The sequence below is a fragment of the Streptomyces oryzae genome (genome assembly GCF_017676365.1).
GTDB lineage: Bacteria > Actinomycetota > Actinomycetes > Streptomycetales > Streptomycetaceae > Streptomyces > Streptomyces oryzae.
Map to the genome: position 1 here is coordinate 1 of NZ_JADKMA010000011.1, position 21,759 is coordinate 21,759.

The following is a 21,759-nucleotide window of genomic DNA, read 5'->3' on the forward strand; positions in this document are numbered from 1 at the left end:
CGTCCTTACCCGCAGAAGTGGGTGGAGAGCGACGATCCGGGCGGCCCGTACGCCGAGGCCGCCGGCGCGCTGGCCGGGGCCGGGCTGGAGGTGCACTCCTGGGTGGTGCTGGCCCACAACTCCCGGCTGGGCGAGGACTTTCCGCACACCAGCGTCCGCAACGCCTACGGCGACCGCTACCCATGGGCCCCGTGCATCGCGCGCCCCGAGGTGCGGGACTACGCCGTCGCGCTGGCGGCCGAGGCGGCGGTGCGGCCCGGCACCGGAACGCGTGGCACGGAACTGGAGTCCTGCGGCTGGTACGGGCTCGCCCATCTGCACGCCCACGACAAGACCGGCGGCGTCCCGCTGGGCGCCGCGGCGACCGCCCTGATGTCGCTGTGCTTCTGCGACGTGTGCGAGGAGGGGTACGCCACCCTGGGCGGCGACCCGGAACGGCTGCGCGAGCGCGTACTGCGCGCCCTGGAACCGGCCTGGCGGGGCGGGAGTGCCGCGGCTCCGTCCCAACGGAGCGGGCGGGCGGGGGAGTGGGCCACGATCGAGTCGCTGCTCGGCGCAGAGTCCGCGGCCCTCGTCGCCCGGTGGCGGGACGCCGCGGCGAGCCGTCTCCAGCGCGAAGCGGTCGCGGCGGTACGGCGCGAGGCGGCGCCCGGCGCCTTCCGGGTGCTCCTGCACGCCGACCCGGCCCCGCACCGTACGGGCGCCAACGCGGGCACCAGCCCCGCCGATGTGCTCGGCCATGCCGACGGGGTCGTCGTCCCGTGCCCCGGCGGGCCCGAGAGCGGCGCCGAACGCGAGGAAGCGCTGAGCCCGTTCGCCGCACACGGCGGGCCCGGTGCAACGCTCGCCGCCAACTTCACCGTCGTCTCCGGCATGGGCGGCAGCCCGCACACGCTCGCCGACGACGCGGCGCACGCCCGCGCGCTCGGCGCGAGTGAACTGCGGCTCTACCACGCCGGGCTCGCCTCGGACCAGGACCTCGCCGCGGTGGCCGGAGCCCTCGCGGGGCAGCTGCCCGGGGGCTGAGTCACCGCAGCGCTGCCTCCATCATCTGCTTGGCGATGGGGGCCGCCAGCCCGTTGCCGCTGACCTCGGCACGGGCCGCGTCCGAGTCCTCCACCACGACGGCGACGGCGACCTTTTTGCCGGAGTTTTTGCCCGAGTTTTCGCCGGATTCGGTCTCGCCGTAGGAGGTGAACCAGGCGTACGGCGTACCGCTGTTGTCGACGCCGTGCTGGGCCGTGCCGGTCTTGCCGCCGACCTTGACGCCGTCGATCTTCGCGTTGGAGCCGGTGCCCTTGTCCACCACCGTGCCCATGGCCGAGCGCAGCTGTGCGGCGGTGCGCTCGCTCATCACGCGGTGCGAGTCCGGGTCCTCGTACGACTGGAGCGTGTTGCCGCTCGCGTCCTGCACCCGGGAGACCATGTGCGGGTCCACGAGTTCGCCGCCGTGTGCGATGGCCTGCGAGACCATCGCCATCTGGAGCGGGGTCGCGGTGACCTCGAACTGCCCGATGCCGGACAGCCCGGTCTGCGCCTCGTCCATCGAGGTGGGGAAGGTGCTCTTGGCGGCGCGCACGGGTACGTCCTGTTTCTCGTCGTTGAAGCCGAACTTCTCGGCCTGCTCGCGGAGCTTCTCGGCGCCCAGGTCGGTCGCCAGCTTGGCGAAGACGTTGTTGCACGAGTAGCGCAGCGCGGTCCGCAGCGAGGCGTTCTCGCACGGCGCCGACTTGTTCTCGTTCTCCAGCACCTTGGAGGTGCCCTTGAGGGTGTACGGGTCGGGGCTGTCGGTCGGCTCGTCAACCGAGGAGTACCGCCCGTCCTCCAGCGCCGCCGCGGCCACCACCAGCTTGAACGTCGAGCCCGGCGGTACGGCCTGGCGCAGCGCCCGGTTCAGCGTGGGCTTGTCGTCGGTCTTGTCGTTGCCGCTGCGCGCGGTCAGCTTCTTCCAGGCCGCGGTGTCCTCCGCGCCGCTGCCGCTGATGGCCGAGGGGTCGAACGACGGGGTGCTGACGGCGCCGAGGATCTCACCGCTGTCCGGGTCGATCGCCACGGCGGCGCCCTTCTTGCCGCCCAGCGCCTCGTATCCGGTGCGCTGGACGTGCGGATCGATGGTGGTCAGGACGTTGCCGGGGTTGGCCTGCTCGCCGGTCAGCAGGCCCAGCGGACTCTTGAGCCGGTCGTCGGTGCCGTCCAGCACGTCCTGGTAGATGCCCTCCAGCTGGGTGGCACCCCGCACCTGTGAGGCGAAGCCGGTGACGGGTGCGTAGAGCGCGCCGTCGGTGTAGGCGCGCTGATAGCGCAGATCCCCGCCGCCCTTGGAGCGCGCGGAGCCGGTGACCGGCTCGCCGCCCACATAGATGTCCCCGAACGGCTGCGCGTACTGCTCGATGGTGTTGCGCCGGTTTTTTTCGCTGTCCGCGAGGGCTTCGCCGTGCGCCAGCTGCATCCAGGTGAGCCGCAGCAGCAGCGCCATCACCAGCAGCAGCGTGACGGTGCCCGCACGCCTGATCGTCCTGTTCATCCCCTACGAGAACGCGTCCGACGGCGGCGCGGGTTCCTGCCGGCAGGGACTTCTCAGGGCATTCTCATCTCCCTCAGCCGGTCACCTCGCTCAGCTGGTCACCTCGCTCAGCTGGTCAGCCCGGGGTGACGACACCGTTCTCGTACGCGAGGATGACCGCCTGGGTGCGGTCCCGGGCGCCCAGCTTGGCCAGCACTCCGGCGACGTGCGTCTTCACCGTCGCCGTGCTGACCGTCAGCTGCCTGGCGATCTCCGCATTGGTCAGCCCCTGGGCCATCAGCCGCAGGACCGACACCTCGCGGTCGGTGAGCCGCGTGGTGAGCTCCTCGGCGCGGCGTTCCCTGGCGTGGTGGGCGGCCAGGTTCCGGACGGCGGCAGGGAACAGCAGCGATTCGCCGCGCGCCACCAGCCGCACCCCTGCGACCAGGTCCTCTGCCGTCGCCCGCTTCAGCAGGAAGCCGTGAGCACCCGCGCGCAGCGCGTCGTAGACGTAGCTGTCGTTCTCGAAGGTGGTCAGGATCAGGATGCGCGGTGCCTGCTCGCCCATGGACCGCACCAGGTGCTCCGTGGCGCGGATGCCGTCGACGCGCGGCATGCGCACATCCATCAGCACCACGTCCGGGCGCAGCTCGCGTATGGCTGAGACCGCCTCGTCGCCGTCCGCCGCCTCGCCGACCAGCTCGATCCCCGGCTCGCTCGCCAGGATCGCGCGCAGCGCCGTACGGACCATGCGCTCGTCGTCCGCGAGCAGGACTCGCAGGGGCGCCGCTGTCATCGAGTGCTCTCCTCTTCGGTGCTTTCCCGCGCCGCTCTCGGCGGCTTGATCTCCTCGCGTACCTGCGGGGCCAGCGGCAGGCGGGCCGTCAGCCGCCAGATCCCGCCCTCGCCGCCCGCCCGTGCGGTGCCGCCCAGCAGCGCCGCCCGTTCGGCGATCCCCGCCAGGCCCCGGCCGCCCGAGGCGCGGGTGGGGGTCGCCTGGCCCGCGGCTGCCTCGCGGTTCTCGACCGTGACCGCCAGCAGATCGCCGTCCGGGGAGCGTTGCCGCTCCAGCCGGACGTCCACGGCGGCGCCGGGCGCGTGCCGCAGCGCGTTGCTCAGCCCCTCCTGCACCACGCGGAAGGACTCGGCCGAGACCTGGGCCTCCAGCAGCGCGAGGGGGCCGAGAGCGTCGTCGACCCGCAGCCGGACCTCGGTGCCGGTGGCGCGGGTGCGGGCGACCAGGGTGTCGAGGCCGGCCGCCAGACCCGGTCCGGTCGCCGGGGCGCTCTCCCCGGCCCGCAGCACTCCGAGCACCGCGTCCAGCTCCGCCACGGCGCCCCGGCTGGTCTCCTCGATCGCCGCCAGCGCCTCCCGTACGAACTCCGGGTCGCCGTCCAGCACCCGGCGAGCGGCGCCCGCCTGGAGCGAGACCGCGCTGAGCGCGTGCCCGACCGAGTCGTGCAGCTCGCGCGCCAGCCGGTTGCGGGCCGCCAGGTCGGCCGCGCGGCGCTCGGCCGCGGCGAGCCGGTCGGCCGGCGTGGGCCCCAGCAGCACGGGCGCACAGCGCGCCAGCAGCGCCCCGGCCCCGTGTACGGCGGCCACCAGCGCCACCAGCAGCGCGAGCCCGGCGACCGGTGCCGTCCACAGCGCGCTGCCCGCGTGGTCCCACGGCCAGGACCAGTTCATCTCGCGCAGGGCGGGGAAGAGCGGGAGGACCAGCAGGACGACGGCCATCGGCGGCACTGCCAGCGAAGCCCCGCTCAGCATCCCGCCGAGCCCCACGTGCAGCGTGAACCAGACCGCGGTGCGGCGCCGCGCCGCCCACGGGTCGGCGGGCCCCAGGGCGAGCGTGCCGCCGGGCAGCTCGCACAGTGCGCGCGCCGAGGCGGACTCCAGCGACCGGAGCACCGGCAGCAGCCCGGCCACCGCCACGAGCGGGAGGGAGAGTCCGAACGCCAGGAACTGCGGGCCGACTTCGGAGTTCAGAAACTTGACCATACCGGGACGTACAATGCCGATTCCGACATTGGCCAGCAGGTAGAACGGCATCAGCAGCGCACCGCCCTGGAGCAGATGCACCCAGCGCAGCGCCAGGACGCGCACCCTGCCGCGCCGCCCCGCCGGCCGTTCCGTCATACCGTCGCCCCCCTGCTGTGCGTGCGCGCCCGGTGGCGCAGCTGCCGGGCACCCAGCGCCGCGAGCAGCAGCCCGGCGAGCGCCTGGCAAGAGTAGGCCAGCAGCGCGGTCCCGCTCGTCTCCTGGCCCAGCGTCCGGCCACCGCCGGAGAGCGCCCCCAGCAGCAGCCAGCCGCCCCAGCACGCCAGCACACCAGTGCCGCTCCACGCGGCGGCCAGCGTCGGCCACAGCCGCGCCGTGGCGCCGCGCTCGGTACCGCCCGTACGCAGCAACTTCGCGACTGCTGCGACGGCGAGAACCGCGTACAGCAGGAACGTCGCATCGACGATCCGGCTGTCGGCACTCCCTTCGGTCATCCACACCGCCTGTCCCACCGCCCAGGGAAGCGCCACGAGCACCGCCGCGGCGAACAGCCCGCGCCGCCTGTGGTGCACTCCGCCCGGGCCGTCCGGTGCAGCAGTGCCCGGATACGGCGGATACAGCGGGGAGCGCAACAGTGCGCCCCAGCGGTCGCGTACGTACAGGACGAACAGCGCACCCAGGGCGATGGCCTGCACGGAGAATCCGGTGTAGACGAGAGTCCACACCCAGCTCTCCAGCAGTCCGTCGGCGCCCTTGTCGCTGCCGTCCCCGCCGCTGCCGCCGAGCACCCCGTGCAGCAGCTGCACGGGAAAGGCGACCACGATCGGTCCCAGCAGCCCGCAGGCGATCCACAGGGGAAGAGCGACCACGGCGCCGGGGAGCCGCCGCCCCCAGGGGCGGGTGAGGGCGAGCACCAGCAGCACGACAGTGCCGTCCATGGCGACCGTCAGTGCGTTGAGGGCCCACATCGTGGCGCCGCTGTCGAGCAGTGGGCTGCCCCGGGGGATGCCGAGTCGCCCGCCGGACAGCCAGACGAGCTTCAGCGTCAGATACGGCAGACAGGCGGCCACCGTGACGGCGGCGAGGACATTCCTTGCTCTCTCCATGGCCACCACGCTCCCGGCCCGGCGGAAGCGGCACCTCCTGCCCGGCGACGAACCGCCTCCGCCGCGCGGCGGAGACCGCTCGTCACAGAGTCGAGGGTCAGAGCGTGCGCGTGGCGTGCATCAGCCGGTCCCGCGCGTCGAAGAGCGCGTCCTTGATCGTCTGTTCGTGTGCGGGCGTCAGCCGGGCCACCGGCACCGAGCAGCTGATGGCATCCCTGGCCGGGGTGCGGTAGGGGATGGCGACGCCGAAGCAGCGCAGGCCCAGCGTGTTCTCCTCGCGGTCCACGGCGTACCCCTGCTCGCGCACCAGGTGCAACTCCTCGATCAGCCGCTCCCGGTCGGTGAGGGTGTGCTCGGTGAGCTGGGCCAGCGCCTCGGGCAGCATCTTGCGCACCTGCTCGTCCGGGTACGTGGCGAGCAGCGCCTTGCCCAGCGAGGTCGAGTGCGCGGGCAGCCGGCGCCCGACGCGGGTGAACGGGCGCAGATAGTGCTGGGACTGGCGGGTGGCGAGGTAGACCACGTTGGTGCCGTCCAGCCGCGCCAGGTGGATGGTCTCCGTGGTGTCGTCCGAGAGCCGGTCCAAGGTGGGCCTGGCCGCTGCCACCACCTCGTCGCCGTCGATGTACGACGTTCCGACCAGCAGTGCCCGCACCCCGATTCCGTACCGGGTGCCGGTGGCGTCCGTCTCCACCCAGCCGAGGTCGACCAGCGTGCGCAGCAGCATGTAGAGGCTCGACTTGGGGTAGCCGACCGCCTCCTGGACGGCGGCCAGCGTGTGCATCCCGGGCCGCCCCGCGAAGAACTCCAGCAGCTCCACCGTCCGCACGGCCGACTTGACCTGCGAACCCCCCGCCTCGGTACCCGACATCGACCTTGACCCCTCTGTTCGCGCAGACCTACAGTCCCAAAGGAATTCACCTACAGGGATATTGTTCAGCATACCGAACAAGATGGCCCCGCAGGGCCGATGAGGCCGCGCGGGACGCCTGCAGGAGAGCGGATCCGCAGGACCAGGAGGACCCCGGTGGCAGCAGCAGTACCAGTGTGGAGCGTCGACCCCCGTACCGGAAAGCAGCGGGAGCGGGTTGCCGACGAGGCCACGGCGGCCGATGTGGACGCCGCCGTACGGGCCGCGCACGCAGCGCTCCCCGCGCTCGCCGACCGCGTGGTCCGCGCGGCCTTCCTGCGCGCCGCCGCGAAGCGGCTGGAGGCCGACGGCGAGCGGGTCGTCGCGACGGCTGACGCCGAGAGCGCGCTGGGCGAGCCCCGGCTGACCGGCGAACTCGCCCGTACGACAGGGCAGCTGCGGGCCTTCGCCGACGAGGTCGAGGACGGCGGCTACCTCGACGTCATCATCGACCACGCCGACTCCACGCTCACCCCGCCCCGCCCCGACCTGCGCCGCTACAAGCTGCCGATCGGCGTCGTCGCCGTCTACGCCGCCTCCAACTTCCCGCTGGCCTTCTCCGTTCCCGGCGGCGACACCGCCAGCGCGCTCGCCGCCGGCTGTCCCGTTGTCGTCAAGGCACACCCCGACCACCCCGCCACCTCGGCACTGTGTGCGGCAGCGCTGCGGGCCGCGGCAGTGGACTCGGGGCTGCCCGAGGACGTCGTCTCGGTGGTGTACGGCTTCGAGGCGGGCGTCGAACTGGTGCGGCACCCGCTGGTGTCGGCTGCCGGGTTCACCGGCTCGGTCAAGGGCGGCCGTGCCCTCTTCGACGCGGCTGCCGCCCGGCCCCGGCCCATCCCGTTCCACGGCGAGCTGGGCTCCCTCAACCCCGTGGTGGTCACCCGCGAGGCCGTCGCCGAGCGCGCCGAGCAGATCGGCGAGGGGCTCGGCGGCTCCATGACCCTGGGCACCGGTCAGTTCTGTGTGAAGCCCGGCCTCGTCCTCGTCCCTGAGGGCGCGGACGGCGACCGGATGCTCGACAAGCTCTCCGCGGCCCTGCGCGCCACCGCCCCCGGCCATCTGCTGGACGACCGGATGCGGGACGCGTTCCTCGCCGGTGTCGCCGAACGGGCGGCCCTCGCCCGGGTCGAGACGCCGGTCGTCGCCGGGGCGGGGGACGACGAGCGGACCGTGCGGCCCGGGCTGTTCACCGTCACCGCCGGTGAACTGGGCGAGGAGCACGAGCTGTTGCTGGAGGAGTGCTTCGGTCCGGTGACCGTCGTCGTCCGGTACGCGGACGAGGCGGAGGTCGAGACGGTGCTGGACCAGGTGGCCGGCAGCCTCACCGCCACGGTGCACCTGGGGACGGGTGAGGCCGCGGGCGGTGCGGGTGCCACCTCGCTGGTCGCACGGCTCACGGCTGTCGCGGGGCGGGTGCTGGTGAACGGATGGCCCACCGGGGTCGCCGTCGCGCCGGCTCAGCACCACGGGGGGCCGTACCCGGCCACCACGTCGACGTCCACGTCCGTCGGGGCCACCGCCATCGAGCGCTGGCTGCGGCCGGTCGCCTTCCAGAACACGCCCGAGGCCCTGCTCCCACCCGAACTGCGGGACGGTAACCCGCTGGGGCTGCCGCGCAGGGTCGACGGCGTGCGGGAGTAGGACGCGCCCCGCAGAGTTTCGAGGAGCTCAAACTCCGTGGACCGGCGGCGCCCGTTTCGCGAAACTGGCGGAATGGATCAACATCTGCTCGCCGCCGAGTTCCAGCCCGAGGTCACCTACTTCAACACCGCCTCCCACGGCCTGCTCCCCGCCCGCGCGGCAGCGGCGGTCACCGAGGCCGTCACCGGAATGTCCGCGGGCCGCACCGACTTCGTGGCCTACTTCGCGGAAGTCGACAAAGCGCGCGCGGCGTTCGCGCGGATCGCCGGCACGACGCCGGCCCGCGTGGCGGCGGGCACCGCGGTGTCCACGCACGTCGGACTGATCGCCGCCTCCCTCCCCTCCGGTGCCGAAGTCCTGGTGCCGGAGGGCGACTTCAGTTCCGTCGTCAACCCGTTCACGGTGCGCGACGACATCACCCTGCGCACCGTGCCCCTCTCCGCCCTTCCGGAGGCGGTGGACTCCTCCACCACGCTGGTGGCCCTCAGCGCGGTGCAGTCGGCGGACGGCCGCATCGCCGATCTGCCTGCCGCCCGGGCAGCAGCCCGCGCCGCCGGGGCGCGGGTGCTGCTGGATGTGACGCAGGCGGCCGGCTGGCTGCCGTTCAGCGCCGAGGACTACGACTTCGTGGTCTGCGGCGCGTACAAGTGGCTGCTGTGCCCGCGCGGCGCCTCGTTCCTGGCTGTCTCGCCCGAGGCGCAGCAGGAGCGGGCACTGCTGCCGCTGCATGCGGGGTGGGCGGCGGGGGCCTCGCCCTGGGACGACTGCTACGGCCCGATCGCCCGGCTCGCACCGGACGCCCGGGCGTACGAGGAATCGGTGCCCTTCCTGCCGTATCTGGGTGCTGCGCGCTCCCTCGAACTGGTCGAGGAACTGGGCGGGCCCGAGGCGATCGGTGCGCACGACAGGGCGCTGGCCGCGCGGTTCCGCAAGGAGGTCGCGGGGCTGGGCCGCGGATACGAACCGGTGCCGGGGGACTCGGCGATCGTCGCGGTGCCCGGCCTCGGGCACGCAGCGGAGAAGCTGGCTGCCGCCGGGGTGTCGGTCTCGAACCGGGAAGGCAATCTGCGTGCGGCCTTCCACCTCTACAACACCGCGGAGGACGTGGAGCGGCTGCTCGGCCTCCTGGACTGAGCCTCCCGGCGGACCGAGCGCGTACGAAGCGGGGGCGGGACCGCGTACGGTCCCGCCCCCGCCTCAGCAGGACACCGTCCTGGTCACTCCACGGGCGTGAAGTCCCGCGCCCCGATGAACTCGGGACGGCGGACCGGCGCTGCGAAGGGTTCCACCGCCTGGTTCTCGACGCTGTTGAAGACGATGAACACGTTGCTCCGCGGGAACGGAGTGATGTTGTCACCGCTTCCATGCATGCAGTTGCAGTCGAACCAGGTCGCCGAGCCGGGCTTTCCCGTGAACAGCTTGATCCCGTGTGCTTCGGCGAACTTGGTCAGGGACTCGTCGCTCGGTGTCCCCGCGTCCTGCATCTGCAGCGACTTCTTGTAGTTGTCCTTCGGCGTCTCGCCCGCGCAGCCGAGGAAGGTCTTGTGTGACCCCGGCATGATCATCAGGCCGCCGTTGGTGTCGTAGTTCTCCGTCAGTGCGATCGAAACCGACACGGTCCGCATCCGGGGCAGACCGTCCTCTGCGTGCCAGGTCTCGAAGTCGGAGTGCCAGTAGAACCCCGTGGCGCCGAAGCCCGGCTTGACGTTGATCCGGGACTGGTGGACGTAGACGTCCGAGCCCAGGATCTGCCGTGCCCTGCCCACGATGCGCGGGTCACGCACCAGCCGTGCGAAGACCTCGCTGATCTTGTGCACCTCGAACACGGACCGGATCTCCTGCGACTTCGGCTCGACGATCGAGCGTTCGTCGGCACGCATCTCCGGATCCGAGGTGAGCCGTTCCAGTTCCGCGCGCAGCACATCGACCTCGTCGGGTCCGATGAGCTGGTCGATGGCGAGGAACCCGTCCCGCTCGAAGCCCGCCAGGTCCGTGGCCTCGATCGGCCCCGGCGTACCCGGTTCGGACCACACGACGGGGTCCATCCGCGGGATGGCCACCTCGGTGGTTCCGCGAGTCGGGTACAGGTCGGCGGTGCGCTCGGGTGCGGTGGTCATGGAAGTGCCTTCCTCTCCTCTCGTACGGCCCTGTTCACTTGGCGAAACGGCCGGGACGGCCGAAGTGGACCGGCGCACGGTCCCCAGTCACGAAGGGCTGCTGCCTCAGCGTGTCAGCACCGCACCGCTTCGGCGCGGCGGTGCTGCGGCGCGTCGCCGCTCAGCCTTACCGGCTCAGTCGTCGGGCTCGGTGAGCAGCGGGTAGACGCCGTTCTCGTCGTGGTCCTCACGGCCGGTGACCGGCGGGTTGAAGACGCACACGCACCGGAAGTCGGTCTTCGGGCGCATCGTGTGCTTCTCGTGCCCGTCGAGCAGATACATCGTGCCGGGAGTGATCCAGTGCTTCTCGCCGGTCTCGTCGTTGGTCAGTTCCGCCTCGCCCTCGACGCAGAGCACGGCCTCTATGTGGTTGGCGTACCACATCGAGGTCTCGGTGCCCGCGTAGAGGACCGTCTCGTGCAGGGAGAAGCCCACCTTCTCCTTCGCGAGAACGATGCGCTTGCTCTCCCAGGTGCCCGACGCCGCCTTGACGTGTCGGTCGGTGTTCTCGATGTCCTTGAAGGAACGAACGATCACGGTCTGATGGTGCCTTTCTCTGTGTTCCTTATGGAAGGGGCTATTTGTTGTCCATTACGGACGCAGCCCCTTGCATCAGTAGCCATTCCGGCTCTTGCTCATTACGGATGTGGCCCGTCCCGGCGACAGCCGGGACGGGCCACATCGAGCGGGTCAGACGGTCTCGCGGACGGCCCGCGCCAGGATCCGCAGCCCCTCGTCCAGCTCCTCGGGGGTGATGGTCAGCGAGGGCAGCAGTTTGACGACCTCGCTCTCCGGGCCCGAGGTCTCGATGAGCAGCCCCAGTTCGAAGGCGCGCTTGGCGACGGCGCCCGCACGGCTCTTGTTGTGGAACTCCAGGCCCCACACCAGACCACGGCCGCGGTAGTCGGCAATCTCGTCGGAGTGCTCCTCGGCGATCGCCTTGAGCACCGCCTCGACCTGCTCACCGCGGGAGAGCGTCTGCTTCTCCATCTGGCCGTCGGCCCAGTAGGTCTGCAGCGCGGCGGTCGCGGTGACGAAGGCCGGATTGTTGCCCCGGAAGGTGCCGTTGTGCTCGCCCGGCTCCCAGATGTCCAGCTCCGGCTTGAACAGGGTCAGTGCCAGCGGCATTCCGTAGCCGCCGATGGACTTCGACAGCGTGATGATGTCCGGCTTGATGCCCGCCTCCTCGAAGGAGAAGAAGGCGCCGGTACGGCCGCAGCCCATCTGGATGTCGTCCACGATCAGCAGCATGTCGTGCCGCCGGCACAGCTCGGAGAGGGCACGCAGCCACTCGGCGCGGGCGACGTTGATGCCGCCCTCGCCCTGCACCGTCTCGACGATGACGGCTGCGGGCTTGTTGAGCCCCGAACCCTGGTCCTCCAGCAGCCGCTCGAACCAGACGAAGTCCTCGGTGGTGCCGTTGAGGTAGTCGTCGAACGGCATCGGGGTGCCGTGCACCAGCGGGATGCCGGCGCCGGCGCGCTTGAAGGCGTTGCCGGTCACGGCGAGCGAGCCCAGCGACATGCCGTGGAAGGCGTTGGTGAACGAGACGATGGACTCGCGGCCCTTGACCTTACGGGCCAGCTTCAGCGCCGCCTCCACCGCGTTGGTGCCGGTCGGCCCGGGGAACATCACCTTGTGGTCCATGCCGCGCGGCTTGAGGACCAGCTCCTGGAACGTCTCCAGGAACGAGCGTTTGGCGCTGGTGGACATGTCCAGCCCGTGCACCACACCGTCGCGTTCCAGATAGTCCAGGAGGGCGCGTTTGAGCACCGGGTTGTTGTGGCCGTAGTTGAGCGTGCCCGCTCCGGCGAAGAAGTCGAGGTAGGTGTGCCCGTCCTCGTCGTACATGTGCGCACCCTGCGCCCGGTCGAAGACGGTCGGCCAGCCACGGCAGTAGCTGCGCACCTCCGACTCCACGGTTTCGAAGACGCTGAGGTCCGGCTGGGTGATGGTCACAGCTTGCTCCAGGGAGTGAGTCGCGTGGGAAGAAAGTCTGGTTATGGGCGGATGGGCGGTCGGCGACGGTGCCTACCCGCGGGTCAGGGGCCGTATACGTCAGCGCTTCGATGCGCCGGGAAACACGACCGGACCGATCCGGTACAGCACTTCCGGCAGGTGGCCGTCCTCCGGGAAGAGCGCGGCGTCGAACAGCACGTCCTTGGTGAGCGCAGCCGAGTGGCGCTCCGCGTAGGAGGTGAACAGCCGGTTGGAAGGGGTGTTGTCCGGGGTGACCGTGGTCTCGACGGTGTCGGTGCCGTACTCCTCGGCGACGCGGAGCGTCAGCCCGTCCAGCATCGCCGCTGCGAGTCCGCGTCCGCGGGCCGCCTGGTCGACGGCGACCTGCCAGACGAGGAGGGTGCGCGGCTGCTCGGGCCGTACGTAGCCGGTGATGAAGCCGACCGGCTCGCCCGCGCCGTCGCGGGCGACGACCGAGGTCGCGGCGAAGTCGCGGCACCACAGCAGGTAGCTGTACGAGGAGTTCAGGTCGAGGGTCTTCGAGTCGCGGGCGATGCGCCAGATCGCGGCTCCGTCGTCCACACGGGGTGTGTCGAGCTTCAGTCCCTCCGGCATTTCGAGAAATCCTCTATGGGCACGTGCATGGTCTGCTTGTGCGGCGGTCATGTGAATTCAACTTACCCAGCAGAATCCGAAACTGCACGGGGGTGAGGGGTTACGTGCAGCGGGGGGCCTGTGTTATTGCGCGCGGGCGGGCGGGCGCGCTGAGCCGCTGTATCGGCCCTCACTTAAGCGGAAATGTCCGGGTATGGCGGGCGGACTGTTGGTTCTGTCACAGTCCGATAACGTCCGCGAGATCCGCTGGAGATAAGCCCCGCGAAGGTGCGATGAAGCTAACGAAATCTTAGCGTTTACGCTTGCGGAAAGCGGGCAGAAGAATACGGGCACCTGTACGCGGAAATGCGAGCTGAATTGCATCCTAAAGCCGGATCTTAGGGCATGTCCGCGTTTTCGTGGATCTCTTTCTTCGCTTTCGGTCCCGCCGGTGTCCACTCCTCGGCCATCCGCAGGTCCCCCGCCGCCGGGAGGTGCTCTGGACGCCGCCGTGCCGGGCCCTCGTACAGTGCGGACATGAGCGAGTGCGCGAGTCTGCATATCAAGGGGCGGGTGCTGGCCGGGCCCGAGGACGTAAGGGACGAACTGTGGGTGGTGGACGGACGCATCACCTACGAGCGCCCGCACCGGCCCAGCGGCGCCGCCGAGCCCACCGTGCTGACCGGCTGGGTGCTGCCCGGCCTGGTCGACGCGCACTGCCATGTCGGACTGGATGCGCACGGCCCCGTCGACGACTCGACCAGCGAGAAGCAGGCGCTCACCGACCGGGAAGCGGGTGCCCTGCTGCTGCGCGACGCCGGGTCGCCCTCCGACACGCGCTGGATCGACCACCGGGACGATCTGCCCCGCATCATCCGCGCCGGCCGCCATATCGCCCGTACGCGGCGCTACATCCGCAACTACGCACACGAGATCGAGCCCGGCGACCTGACCGCGTACGTACGCCGTGAGGCGCGCCGAGGAGACGGCTGGGTCAAGATCGTCGGCGACTGGATCGACCGGGAAGAGGGCGATCTGAGCGCCTGCTGGCCGCGCTGGGCGGTCGAGGAGGCCATCGCGGCGGCCCACGAGGAGGGTGCCCGCGTCACCGCGCACTGCTTCGCCGAGGACTCGCTGCAGGACCTGGTGGAGGCGGGCATCGACTGCATCGAGCACGCCACCGGGCTGACCGAGGAGACCATCCCGCTCTTCGCCGAGCGTGGCGTCGCCATCGTGCCCACGCTGGTCAACATCGCCACCTTCCCCGGTCTCGCGGCCGGCGGTGAGGCCAAGTTCCCCCGCTGGGCAGCCCATATGCGCGAGCTGCACGCCCGCCGCTATGACACCGTGCGGGCCGCCTGGGAGGCGGGCATCCCCGTCTTCACCGGCACCGACGCGGGTGGCTCCCTCGCCCATGGGCTGGTCGGCCAGGAGGTCGGCGAACTGGTCAAGGCGGGGATACCGGTGCGGGACGCGCTCTCCGCGGCCACCTGGGGCGCCCGCGCCTGGCTGGGGCGCCCGGCCCTGGCCGAGGGCGACCCTGCGGACCTTGTTGTTCTTGAGGCTGATCCACGGGTCGATGTGCGGGTGCTGGAGGCGCCGAGTCGGGTGGTGTTGCGGGGCCGCATCGTGCACTGACGATCGTGCGCTGACGGGGAGGGGGTGCCCCTTGGGGTTCGTTGCGGGCTGCGGGTGGGTTTGTGGTTGCGCGCGCAGTTCCCCGCGCCCCTTCGGGGCGCGCCTCCTCTGCGCAGCCCCCACGTCGGGGCACTGATACGGCAGCCTGGAGGTATGAAGCCCACGGCGCGGACGCTGCTCGCTCAGTTGGCGAGCGACTTCACGGAGCTCGCCTCACCCGAGGACCGGCCCCCGAAGGCGGACGGTCCGCTTGGGTGGCCCGGATACGACGGGATGCGCGCGCAAGCGCAGGCGCGCACCGGGGAAACCGAGTCCGTGGTGTGCGGCACAGGCCGCATCGGCGGGACCGACGCCGTACTGCTCTGCTTCGAGTTCGGCTACCTCGGCGGCTCCCTCGGCGAACGCACGGGCGACCTCATCGAGGCGGCTCACGTCCGGGCCCGGGAAGAGCGGCTGCCGGTGGTCACGCTGGTGGCCACCGGGGGCAGCCGGATGCAGGAGGGCATGCGCGCCCTCGTACAGCTCCAGCGCGTGGCCCGGCAGACCGCGCTGACCCGCGCGGCCGGGCTGCCGCAGCTCACGGTCGTCCGCGACCCGACGACGGGCGGTGGCTGGGCCACCCTCGCAGCGGGCGCCGACGTGGTGCTGGGGCTGCCCGGCGCGCAGGCCGCGTTCGCCGGCTCACGCGTACGCCCCCGCGCCGCCGACCCCACCGCGTACACGGTGGAGGCCCAGCACGCGGCGGGGTACATCGACCAGCTCGTGGACGAAGCGGGCCTGCACACCGCACTCGCCCGCTGGCTCACCCTGCTGGCGGCACCGGGCACCGGCGGGGCAGCAGGGGCAGAAGCAGCGGCAGCGCCCGAGGCCGCGCCGGTGCCGTACGCGCTGCCCGGGCCGACCGCCTGCGGCCGGCTGCCCGACAGCGGTACGGAGGCCGTGGCGCGCTCTCGAGCCGCAGGCCGCCCCCGCGCCGCCGCCTACTTGGACGCTTACTTCACGGACCGCGAGGACATCAGCGGCGACCGCTGCTCGGGCACCGACGCGGGCGTGCTGTGCGGGTTCGGGCTGCACGAGGGGCGTACGGTCGGCTACGCCGCGCAGTGCGGCACCCCGACACGCCCGGCCGGCTACCGCACCATCGCGCGGCTGATCCGGATGGCCGGGCGGCTGCGCATCCCCGTACTGACACTGATCGACACGCCTGGTGCGGCCAACGGCCCCGAGGACGAGCGGGCCGGTGCCGGGCCCGCGATCGCCGAGGTGTTCGCCGCCGTGGCGGAGGCCCCCGTGCCGGTCACCTCGCTGCTGATCGGCGAGGGCGGCTCGGGCGGTGCCCTGGCCCTGGCGGCGCCCGGCAGGCTGTGGGTCACCCCGGACAGCTACTTCTCCGTTATCGCCCCCGAGTCGGCCGCCGCCATCCTCAAGCGCGACGCCGACCAGGTGCCCCGGACCGCCGAGGAGCTGCGGCTGCGCCCTCAGGACGCCGTCGAACTCGGCGTGGCACAAGGGGTGGTGGACACCGCGCACGGGGCGCCGAGGACCCCCGGCGTAAGGGGAGCGGTGTCCGGCGCCGAGGGAGCGGTGTCCGGCGTCGCGGGCCCGGAGGCCGCAGGGGAATAGCCGGTCCCCGGCAGCGGTTCGAGAGGACATGCGCGTAGAGATCTGGTCGGACATCGCCTGCCCCTGGTGCTACATCGGCAAGGCCCGCTTCGAGAAGGGCCTGGCCGCCTTCGCCCACCGGGACGAGGTGGAGGTGGTGCACCGCTCCTTCGAGCTCGACCCGAACGCGGGCGGGCCGAGTGGGCTGCCGGTCGTCCGGCACCTGGCGGACAAGTACGGTCTCACGCCCGCGCAGGCCGAGGCTGCCGAGGCACGGGTTGCCGAGACCGCGCACGGCGAGGGCCTCGGCTATGCGTCCGGCCGCCTGATGAACGGCTCCACCTTCGCCCTGCACCGCCTGCTGCACCACGCGAAACGGCAGGGTCCGGCCGCCCACGCCGCGCTGCTGGACGCTCTCTACAGCGCCAATTTCGCCGAACTGCTGCCCCTCGGCGACCCGGAGACCGTCGTCTCCGTCGCCACCGGGGCCGGGCTGGACGAGACCGAGGTGCGCCGCGTTCTCGCCGACCAGGACGCCTACGCCGAGGACGTACGCACCGACGAGCGCGAGGCGGCGGCCCTGGGCGCCACGGGAGTGCCGTTCTTCGTGCTGGACCGCCGTTTCGGTGTCTCCGGCGGCCAGCCTGCCGAGGTGTTCACCCAGGCGCTGGAGCAGGCGTACGCGGCGGCCGGCGGGCTGGTGCAGGTGGGGGCGGATTCCGGAGTATCCGGGCAGCAGCACTCTTCAGACGCGTGTGAAGATGGGGCCTGCGAGGTGCCCGCACACCGCAGGGAGGACGCGTCATGACCGAACGCAAGCCCCCAGGAGTCAGCTTCGAGAGCTGGGCGGACCGGCAGATCCGGGAGGCCGAGGAGCGCGGCGAGTTCGCGGACCTCCCCGGCACCGGCGAACCGCTGCCCAGCCTGGACAAGCCGTACACCGAGCAGTGGTGGGTCGAGCGCAAGATGCGCGATGAGAACCTGTCCTGGCTGCCGCCCTCCCTCGCGCTGCGCAAGGAGGCGCAGGAAGCCCGGGAGCGGGCCGCAGCGGCGCGGTCGGAGGCCGAAGTGCGCTCGGTCCTGAGCGAGATCAACACCAGGATCGAGGAAGCGATCCGCCACCCACCGGAGGGCCCGCCGCACCGCCTGGTCCCGTTCGACGTGGAAAGCGCCGTGCGGGAGTGGCGCTCCGGTCGTTCCGGCCGGTGACGCCGGTGACAAGTCACTGCTCGCCGCGTGCCATCGCCAACAGCCGCTCCAGCACCCGGCCGTCGCTGACCCGCAGGCCGTCGTGCTCCCACTCGTCGGTGAGCCAGGTGCGGAGGTGGGGCACGGTGCGGGCGGTGGCCAGTGAGTGGCCCCGGTCGACGTACATGTCGTCGGCGTAGACGGCCGCATACACCGGCACCTCGTTGCGGGCCAGCCGCTCCGTGTCGTACAGGTCCGGCCAGTCGCCCCGTTCGGCCAGCAGATGGGCTGTCTCGCGGAGCGGCACCAGGGCCGGGTCGAGGTCGAACATCCAGGGGTAGATCATCTCGCCGGTGAACAGCACAGGTTCACCGGCCTCCAGCGCACGCTCCGCGTCGAACTGGGGGAACGCGCCGCGCACCCGTTGCGCCGCCCAACTGGTGCCCCCGCTGCTGACCGAGCGCTGTGCGTAGATCGGTTCCTGCAGTACGGCGAAGAGCGGGTTGGCGGCCAGCGAGATCTGCGCCCTTACGCCCTCCAGGAAGGTGTCCGAGAGCTCCGGCCCGGCAGCCGACCGTATCCAGGCGCTCTCCAGCAGATAGTGCAGCCTGGGGGAGCCCGATCCCTCGCCCAGCAGCATGCCGAGGAACTGGAACCGCTCCACCGTGAGCGGGCTCCCGTCCGGCAGCAGCACGATGCGGTCCGCGAGGTGTTCGGTGATCTGCTGCACCCTCGCCACGTCCTGCGGGAAGCGTGCGTAGTGTGCGGCGTTCTTGCCCGCGACCCGGGGGTAGGCCGTGCGGTAGATCTCCTCCGCACTGGTGCGCAGTCCCGGCAGGCCGCCTGTCACAAAGGCATCCCTGATGCCCTCGGGGGCGAGTGAGAGGTACGTCAGCGTGCAGAAGCCGCCGAAGCTCTGCCCCAGGGTCGACCACTGCGCGTCCTCGCCCAGCAGCCGCCTGCGCACCAGTTCCGCGTCGCGCACGATGGAGTCCGCGCGGAAGTGCGCCAGATACGCGGCCTGTTGTGCTTCCGTGCCGCGTGCGGTGAGGGACTGCCGGTTGGCGGGTGTGGAGCGGCCGGTGCCGCGGGAGTCCAGGAGCAGCACCCGGTAGTGCCGCAGTGCGACGCGCAGCCAGTCGGCCTGGCCGACCGGACGGGGCGCTGTGTTGCCCGGTCCGCCTTGCAGGAACAGCAGCCACGGCAGCTCCTCGCGCTCCCGCCCGGCGGCGACCACCTCGCGGGCGAACACCTCGATCTGTTCGCCGTCCGGACGGGAGTGGTCCAGTGGTACGGCGAAAACGTGCTCCGTCAGCGTGGTCCCGGGGTGTCGCACAGTGGCAGTCATCCAGTCCAGTCCTCCTGGAGCGGCGCCTCTGCGGCTCCGCAGCTCCGCTCAGCGCTCGCCCGTGACATCCGGCGTTTCCGGCGTCTGTGGTGTCTGTGGTGTCTGTGGCGTCTCCAGTATCTCCAGCGCCTTGTGCAGCGCCGCCATGAACCGGTCGGTCGTCTCCCGGTCCCGTACGGCCATCCGGAACCACTTCTGGCCGAGCCCGGGGAAGGTGTCCCCGCGCCGGACGGCGAAGCCCAGTTCACGCAGCCGCTCGCGCAGCGCTGCCGCGCGCGGGTGCTCCACCAGCAGAAAGGGGCCCTCCGGCTGCGGCGTCGCCTCGCGCACGCCTGACGCGCGCAACTGCGACAGCTGCTCACGCAGATAGCCGCGGTCCGCCGCGAACTGCCGGGCCGCCTGCTGCGCCTCGGCCAGCGCCTCCGGCGTACTGCACGCCTGGGCCGCCACCAGTGCCGGGGCCGAGACGGGCCACAGCGGCTGCTGGTGCGCCAGCGCGCGCACTGTCTCCGGGTCGCTCAGCACATAGCCGACGCGCAGTCCGGCCAGCCCCCAGGTCTTGGTGAGGCTGCGCAGCACCACCGTCCGGCCTGGCAGCTGTCCCAGCAGTGGCACCAGCGACTCCCGCTCGCCCGGCACCGCGTCCACGAACGCCTCGTCGACGACCAGCGTGCGCCCCGCACGGGCGAGCCCGGCCAGAGCGGTGGCGGGGTGCAGTACGGACGTCGGGTTGGTCGGGTTGCCCACCACCACCAGGTCGGCGTCGGGCGGTACGGCGTCCGTCTCCAGCCGGAAGCCGGCTTCCGGCCGCAGCAGCACCCGCTCCACCTGGTGCCCGGCATCCCGCAGCGCGGCCTCCGGTTCGGTGAACTGCGGGTGCACCACGACCGGGCGGCGCGCTGGCACCGCCCGCGCGAGCAGGACGAACGCCTCTGCCGCGCCCGCCGTCAGCAGCACCTGGTCCGCCCGCAGCCCGTGCCGCCCGGCCACCGCACGGCGCGCCGCCGTACCGTCCGGGTAGGCGGCCAGCGTCGTCAGTGAGGCCGCCAGCCGCTTCCGCAGCCACGCCGGGGGAGTGCCGGTACGGACGTTGACGGCCAGGTCGGTCAACCCGCTTCCGGCACCCCGCACTTCGGCGTCCCCGTGGTGCCGCAGCGCGTCGCCCGGTGCGGCGCCCTGCGCGCTCACGGCTCCCTCCCCGGTACGGCGATGGCGGCCACGGCGGCGGTGGCGCGTACTGGATCCCCGGGCGTCGCCGGCCGCGATCTGGTCTTGGGCACCAGCAGCACCGGAGCCCCGCCCTGCACGGTCGATCCGCCGCCCCCGCCGCTGGCCAGCAGCGCGGCTGCCTCGGCGACCGAGGGCGTGCCCACGGCCGTACGGGAGAAGTCCGAAGGGTGCGGCACATGGACGCGGGCCAGCGTCCGCGCGTCGTAGGCGATCAGCGGCAGGCCCAGCTTGCGGGCGGCGGTCAGCAGCCCCGGCTCCTCGGCGCGCGCCTGGACGGTCGCCAGCGCCGCTGCCCCGCCCTCCGCGAGCCGCGCGGTGCCGAGCACCCTCCGCACCAGCTCCAGCACCTCGTCGGCCGCCACACCCGCGCAGGTACCCACGCCGACGGTGACGAGACGGGGGCCGCCCCTGCCGGCGCCGAACGGGGTCATGCCGCTCTCCCCGCTTCCCACTGCGCCGCGCAGCGCGCCACGAACCGCGCCGCCATCCGCGGTGCCGCCGCCCAGTGCACATGCAGATAGGAGGCGTGCACATTGCCCTGGACGAACCCATCGGGCCGCCGCTCGGGCCGCACCAGCCCCCAGGCGGGCAACTGTCCTGCGCCGGGCAGCAGTTCGGTGCGGTGGAACTCGTGCCCCCGCACCCGGGTGCCCGCCTCGGCGAGGGCGCTGTCCGCGACGGCGACCGCCTCGCGGTAGCCCAGTGTCAGCCGCTCCGCCATCCGCGCCCGCGCGTCGAGCACTCCGCACATCGGCTTACCGTCCAACTCCCGCGCCAGATACAGCAGCCCGGCGCACTCGGCCGCCACCGGCCCGTCGAAGGCCGCGATCTGCTGCCGCAGGGGGTGATTTTCGGCCAACTCCGGAGCGTATACCTCCGGAAAGCCGCCGCCGATCACCAGCCCCGCCGTACCGTGCGGCAGCGCCTCGTCCCGCAGCGGATCGAAGCCGACCACCTCCGCACCCGCGGCCCGCAACAGCTCGGCGTGCTCGGCGTAGCTGAAGGTGAACGCCTCCCCGCCGGCCAGCGCCACCCGCGGCGTCCGGGCCACCGGCTCCGCACCCACCTCGGCTGCCGGGTCCCACACCTCCTCCGCCAGCGGCGGAGCCTGCCGCGCCAGCGCCAGCAGCGCCTCCAGGTCACACCCCTCGCGCACCCGCTCCGCCAGCGCCGCCACCGACTCCACGGCCTCGGCGCGCCGCTCGGCCACCGGCACCAGACCCAGATGCCGGGAGGGCGCCCGCACCACCTTCGTACGCCGCAGCACACCCAGCACCGGCACCCCCGAGCCGTCCAGCGCCTCGCGCAGCAGCTCCTCGTGCCGGTCGGAGCCCACCTTGTTGAGGATCACGCCCGCGACCCGCACCTGCGGGTCCCAGGAAGCGAAACCGTGCACCAGCGCGGCCACCGAGCGCGACTGCGCCGAGGCGTCCACCACCAGCACCACAGGGGCCCGCAACAGCTTGGCGACGTGCGCCGTCGACGCCAGCTCGCCCTGTCCCGCAGCGCCGTCGTACAGCCCCATCACGCCCTCGATCACCGCGAGATCCGCGCCCTGCGCGGCGTGCCCCAGCAGCGGCGCGATCCGCTCCGGGCCGCACAGATACGCGTCCAGATTGCGGCCGGGACGGCCGGTGGCCAGCGCGTGGTAGCCCGGATCGATGTAGTCCGGGCCCACCTTGTGCGGGGAGACGGCCAGCCCGCGGGCTGCGAACGCGGCCATCAGCCCGGTCGCCACCGTCGTCTTGCCGGCCCCGGAGGACGGCGCGGCGACCACCAGCCGCGGTACGCGGATCATGCAGCGGTTCCCGCTGCGTGCGCCCGGCGCGCGGTAATGCTCGCTGCGTGCCCCCAGCGCGCGGCAATCCCCGCTGCGTGCTCCCAGC

The 21,759-nt window shown here is 72.2% G+C and carries 20 protein-coding genes; 7 read left to right on the forward strand and 13 right to left on the reverse strand.

The features are described 5' to 3' along the window. A partial coding sequence (locus ITI46_RS03795) for a hypothetical protein (RefSeq protein ID WP_209237925.1) occupies window positions 1-1,026 on the forward strand: 1,026 nt, incomplete at its 5' end. Window position 1,027: 1 nt separating this feature from the next. Here ITI46_RS03795 and ITI46_RS03800 read toward each other — a convergent pair. The 5 genes from ITI46_RS03800 to ITI46_RS03820 form a co-directional block, all read right to left on the reverse strand. Beyond that, a complete protein-coding gene (locus ITI46_RS03800) occupies window positions 1,028-2,524 on the reverse strand; it encodes a penicillin-binding transpeptidase domain-containing protein (RefSeq protein ID WP_209237926.1) in 1,497 nt (498 codons plus the stop codon). 115 nt (window positions 2,525-2,639) lie between these two features. Further along, window positions 2,640-3,299: a response regulator gene (locus ITI46_RS03805; protein WP_209237927.1), complete on the reverse strand. Its 660-nt coding sequence runs from the start codon at window positions 3,297-3,299 to the stop codon at window positions 2,640-2,642. Further along, complete coding sequence (locus ITI46_RS03810; RefSeq protein WP_209237928.1) at window positions 3,296-4,639, reverse strand: sensor histidine kinase; 1,344 nt, start codon at window positions 4,637-4,639, stop codon at window positions 3,296-3,298. Before ITI46_RS03810 ends, ITI46_RS03805 begins: the two co-directional genes overlap by 4 nt. Then, entirely contained in the window at window positions 4,636-5,607 is a 972-nt protein-coding gene (locus ITI46_RS03815; protein WP_209237929.1) for a hypothetical protein, read from the reverse strand. The genes ITI46_RS03810 and ITI46_RS03815 overlap by 4 nt, the downstream gene beginning before the upstream one ends. Before the next feature lie 97 nt (window positions 5,608-5,704). Further along, window positions 5,705-6,475: an IclR family transcriptional regulator gene (locus tag ITI46_RS03820; protein ID WP_209237930.1), complete on the reverse strand. Its 771-nt coding sequence runs from the start codon at window positions 6,473-6,475 to the stop codon at window positions 5,705-5,707. Between the two features lie 174 nt (window positions 6,476-6,649). Between ITI46_RS03820 and ITI46_RS03825 the strand changes: the two genes are divergently transcribed. Further along, complete coding sequence (locus ITI46_RS03825; RefSeq protein ID WP_307808051.1) at window positions 6,650-8,158, forward strand: aldehyde dehydrogenase (NADP(+)); 1,509 nt, start codon at window positions 6,650-6,652, stop codon at window positions 8,156-8,158. A 72-nt stretch (window positions 8,159-8,230) separates the two neighbouring features. Then, on the forward strand, window positions 8,231-9,292 hold the full coding sequence (locus ITI46_RS03830) for an aminotransferase class V-fold PLP-dependent enzyme (RefSeq protein WP_209237932.1): 1,062 nt from the start codon (window positions 8,231-8,233) through the stop codon (window positions 9,290-9,292). An 83-nt stretch (window positions 9,293-9,375) separates the two neighbouring features. On the opposite strand, the gene thpD is transcribed toward ITI46_RS03830, so the two are convergent. The 4 genes from thpD to ectA all read right to left on the reverse strand — a co-directional run bounded on the left by thpD (window position 9,376) and on the right by ectA (window position 12,888). Continuing rightward, the gene (thpD, locus tag ITI46_RS03835; RefSeq protein ID WP_209237933.1) at window positions 9,376-10,275 is read right to left on the reverse strand and encodes an ectoine hydroxylase; all 900 of its coding nucleotides are present in this window, start codon (window positions 10,273-10,275) and stop codon (window positions 9,376-9,378) included. Window positions 10,276-10,449: 174 nt separating this feature from the next. Further along, window positions 10,450-10,851 (reverse strand): ectoine synthase, encoded by a 402-nt coding sequence (locus tag ITI46_RS03840; protein WP_209237934.1) that lies wholly within the window; start codon window positions 10,849-10,851, stop codon window positions 10,450-10,452. A 153-nt stretch (window positions 10,852-11,004) separates the two neighbouring features. Continuing rightward, complete coding sequence (ectB, locus tag ITI46_RS03845) at window positions 11,005-12,273, reverse strand: diaminobutyrate--2-oxoglutarate transaminase (RefSeq protein WP_209237935.1); 1,269 nt, start codon at window positions 12,271-12,273, stop codon at window positions 11,005-11,007. A gap of 99 nt (window positions 12,274-12,372) precedes the next feature. Then, on the reverse strand, window positions 12,373-12,888 hold the full coding sequence (gene ectA, locus ITI46_RS03850) for a diaminobutyrate acetyltransferase (protein WP_209237936.1): 516 nt from the start codon (window positions 12,886-12,888) through the stop codon (window positions 12,373-12,375). A gap of 516 nt (window positions 12,889-13,404) precedes the next feature. On the opposite strand from ectA, the gene ITI46_RS03855 reads away from it, so the two are divergent. The 4 genes from ITI46_RS03855 to ITI46_RS03870 all read left to right on the forward strand — a co-directional run bounded on the left by ITI46_RS03855 (window position 13,405) and on the right by ITI46_RS03870 (window position 17,316). Continuing rightward, the gene (locus ITI46_RS03855; RefSeq protein ID WP_209237937.1) at window positions 13,405-14,505 is read left to right on the forward strand and encodes an amidohydrolase family protein; all 1,101 of its coding nucleotides are present in this window, start codon (window positions 13,405-13,407) and stop codon (window positions 14,503-14,505) included. Between the two features lie 153 nt (window positions 14,506-14,658). After that, on the forward strand, window positions 14,659-16,128 hold the full coding sequence (locus tag ITI46_RS03860; RefSeq protein WP_209237938.1) for a carboxyl transferase domain-containing protein: 1,470 nt from the start codon (window positions 14,659-14,661) through the stop codon (window positions 16,126-16,128). 28 nt (window positions 16,129-16,156) lie between these two features. After that, window positions 16,157-16,915: a DsbA family oxidoreductase gene (locus ITI46_RS03865; RefSeq protein WP_209237939.1), complete on the forward strand. Its 759-nt coding sequence runs from the start codon at window positions 16,157-16,159 to the stop codon at window positions 16,913-16,915. Then, entirely contained in the window at window positions 16,912-17,316 is a 405-nt protein-coding gene (locus tag ITI46_RS03870) for a DnaJ family domain-containing protein (protein WP_209237940.1), read from the forward strand. Before ITI46_RS03865 ends, ITI46_RS03870 begins: the two co-directional genes overlap by 4 nt. 13 nt (window positions 17,317-17,329) lie before the next feature. On the opposite strand, the gene ITI46_RS03875 is transcribed toward ITI46_RS03870, so the two are convergent. The 4 genes from ITI46_RS03875 to ITI46_RS03890 are packed head-to-tail and all read right to left on the reverse strand — an operon-like array spanning window position 17,330 to window position 21,671. Continuing rightward, on the reverse strand, window positions 17,330-18,643 hold the full coding sequence (locus ITI46_RS03875) for an alpha/beta fold hydrolase (RefSeq protein ID WP_209237941.1): 1,314 nt from the start codon (window positions 18,641-18,643) through the stop codon (window positions 17,330-17,332). Window positions 18,644-18,691: 48 nt separating this feature from the next. Continuing rightward, window positions 18,692-19,831: an Rv2231c family histidinol phosphate aminotransferase CobC gene (cobC, locus tag ITI46_RS03880; RefSeq protein WP_209237942.1), complete on the reverse strand. Its 1,140-nt coding sequence runs from the start codon at window positions 19,829-19,831 to the stop codon at window positions 18,692-18,694. After that, window positions 19,828-20,304 carry a cobalamin biosynthesis protein gene (locus tag ITI46_RS03885; protein ID WP_209237943.1) on the reverse strand — a complete coding sequence of 159 codons (477 nt, stop codon included), beginning with the start codon at window positions 20,302-20,304 and terminating at the stop codon, window positions 19,828-19,830. The genes cobC and ITI46_RS03885 overlap by 4 nt, the downstream gene beginning before the upstream one ends. Further along, the gene (locus ITI46_RS03890) at window positions 20,301-21,671 is read right to left on the reverse strand and encodes a cobyrinic acid a,c-diamide synthase CobB (RefSeq protein WP_209237944.1); all 1,371 of its coding nucleotides are present in this window, start codon (window positions 21,669-21,671) and stop codon (window positions 20,301-20,303) included. The genes ITI46_RS03885 and ITI46_RS03890 overlap by 4 nt, the downstream gene beginning before the upstream one ends. Window positions 21,672-21,759 lie beyond the last annotated feature (88 nt).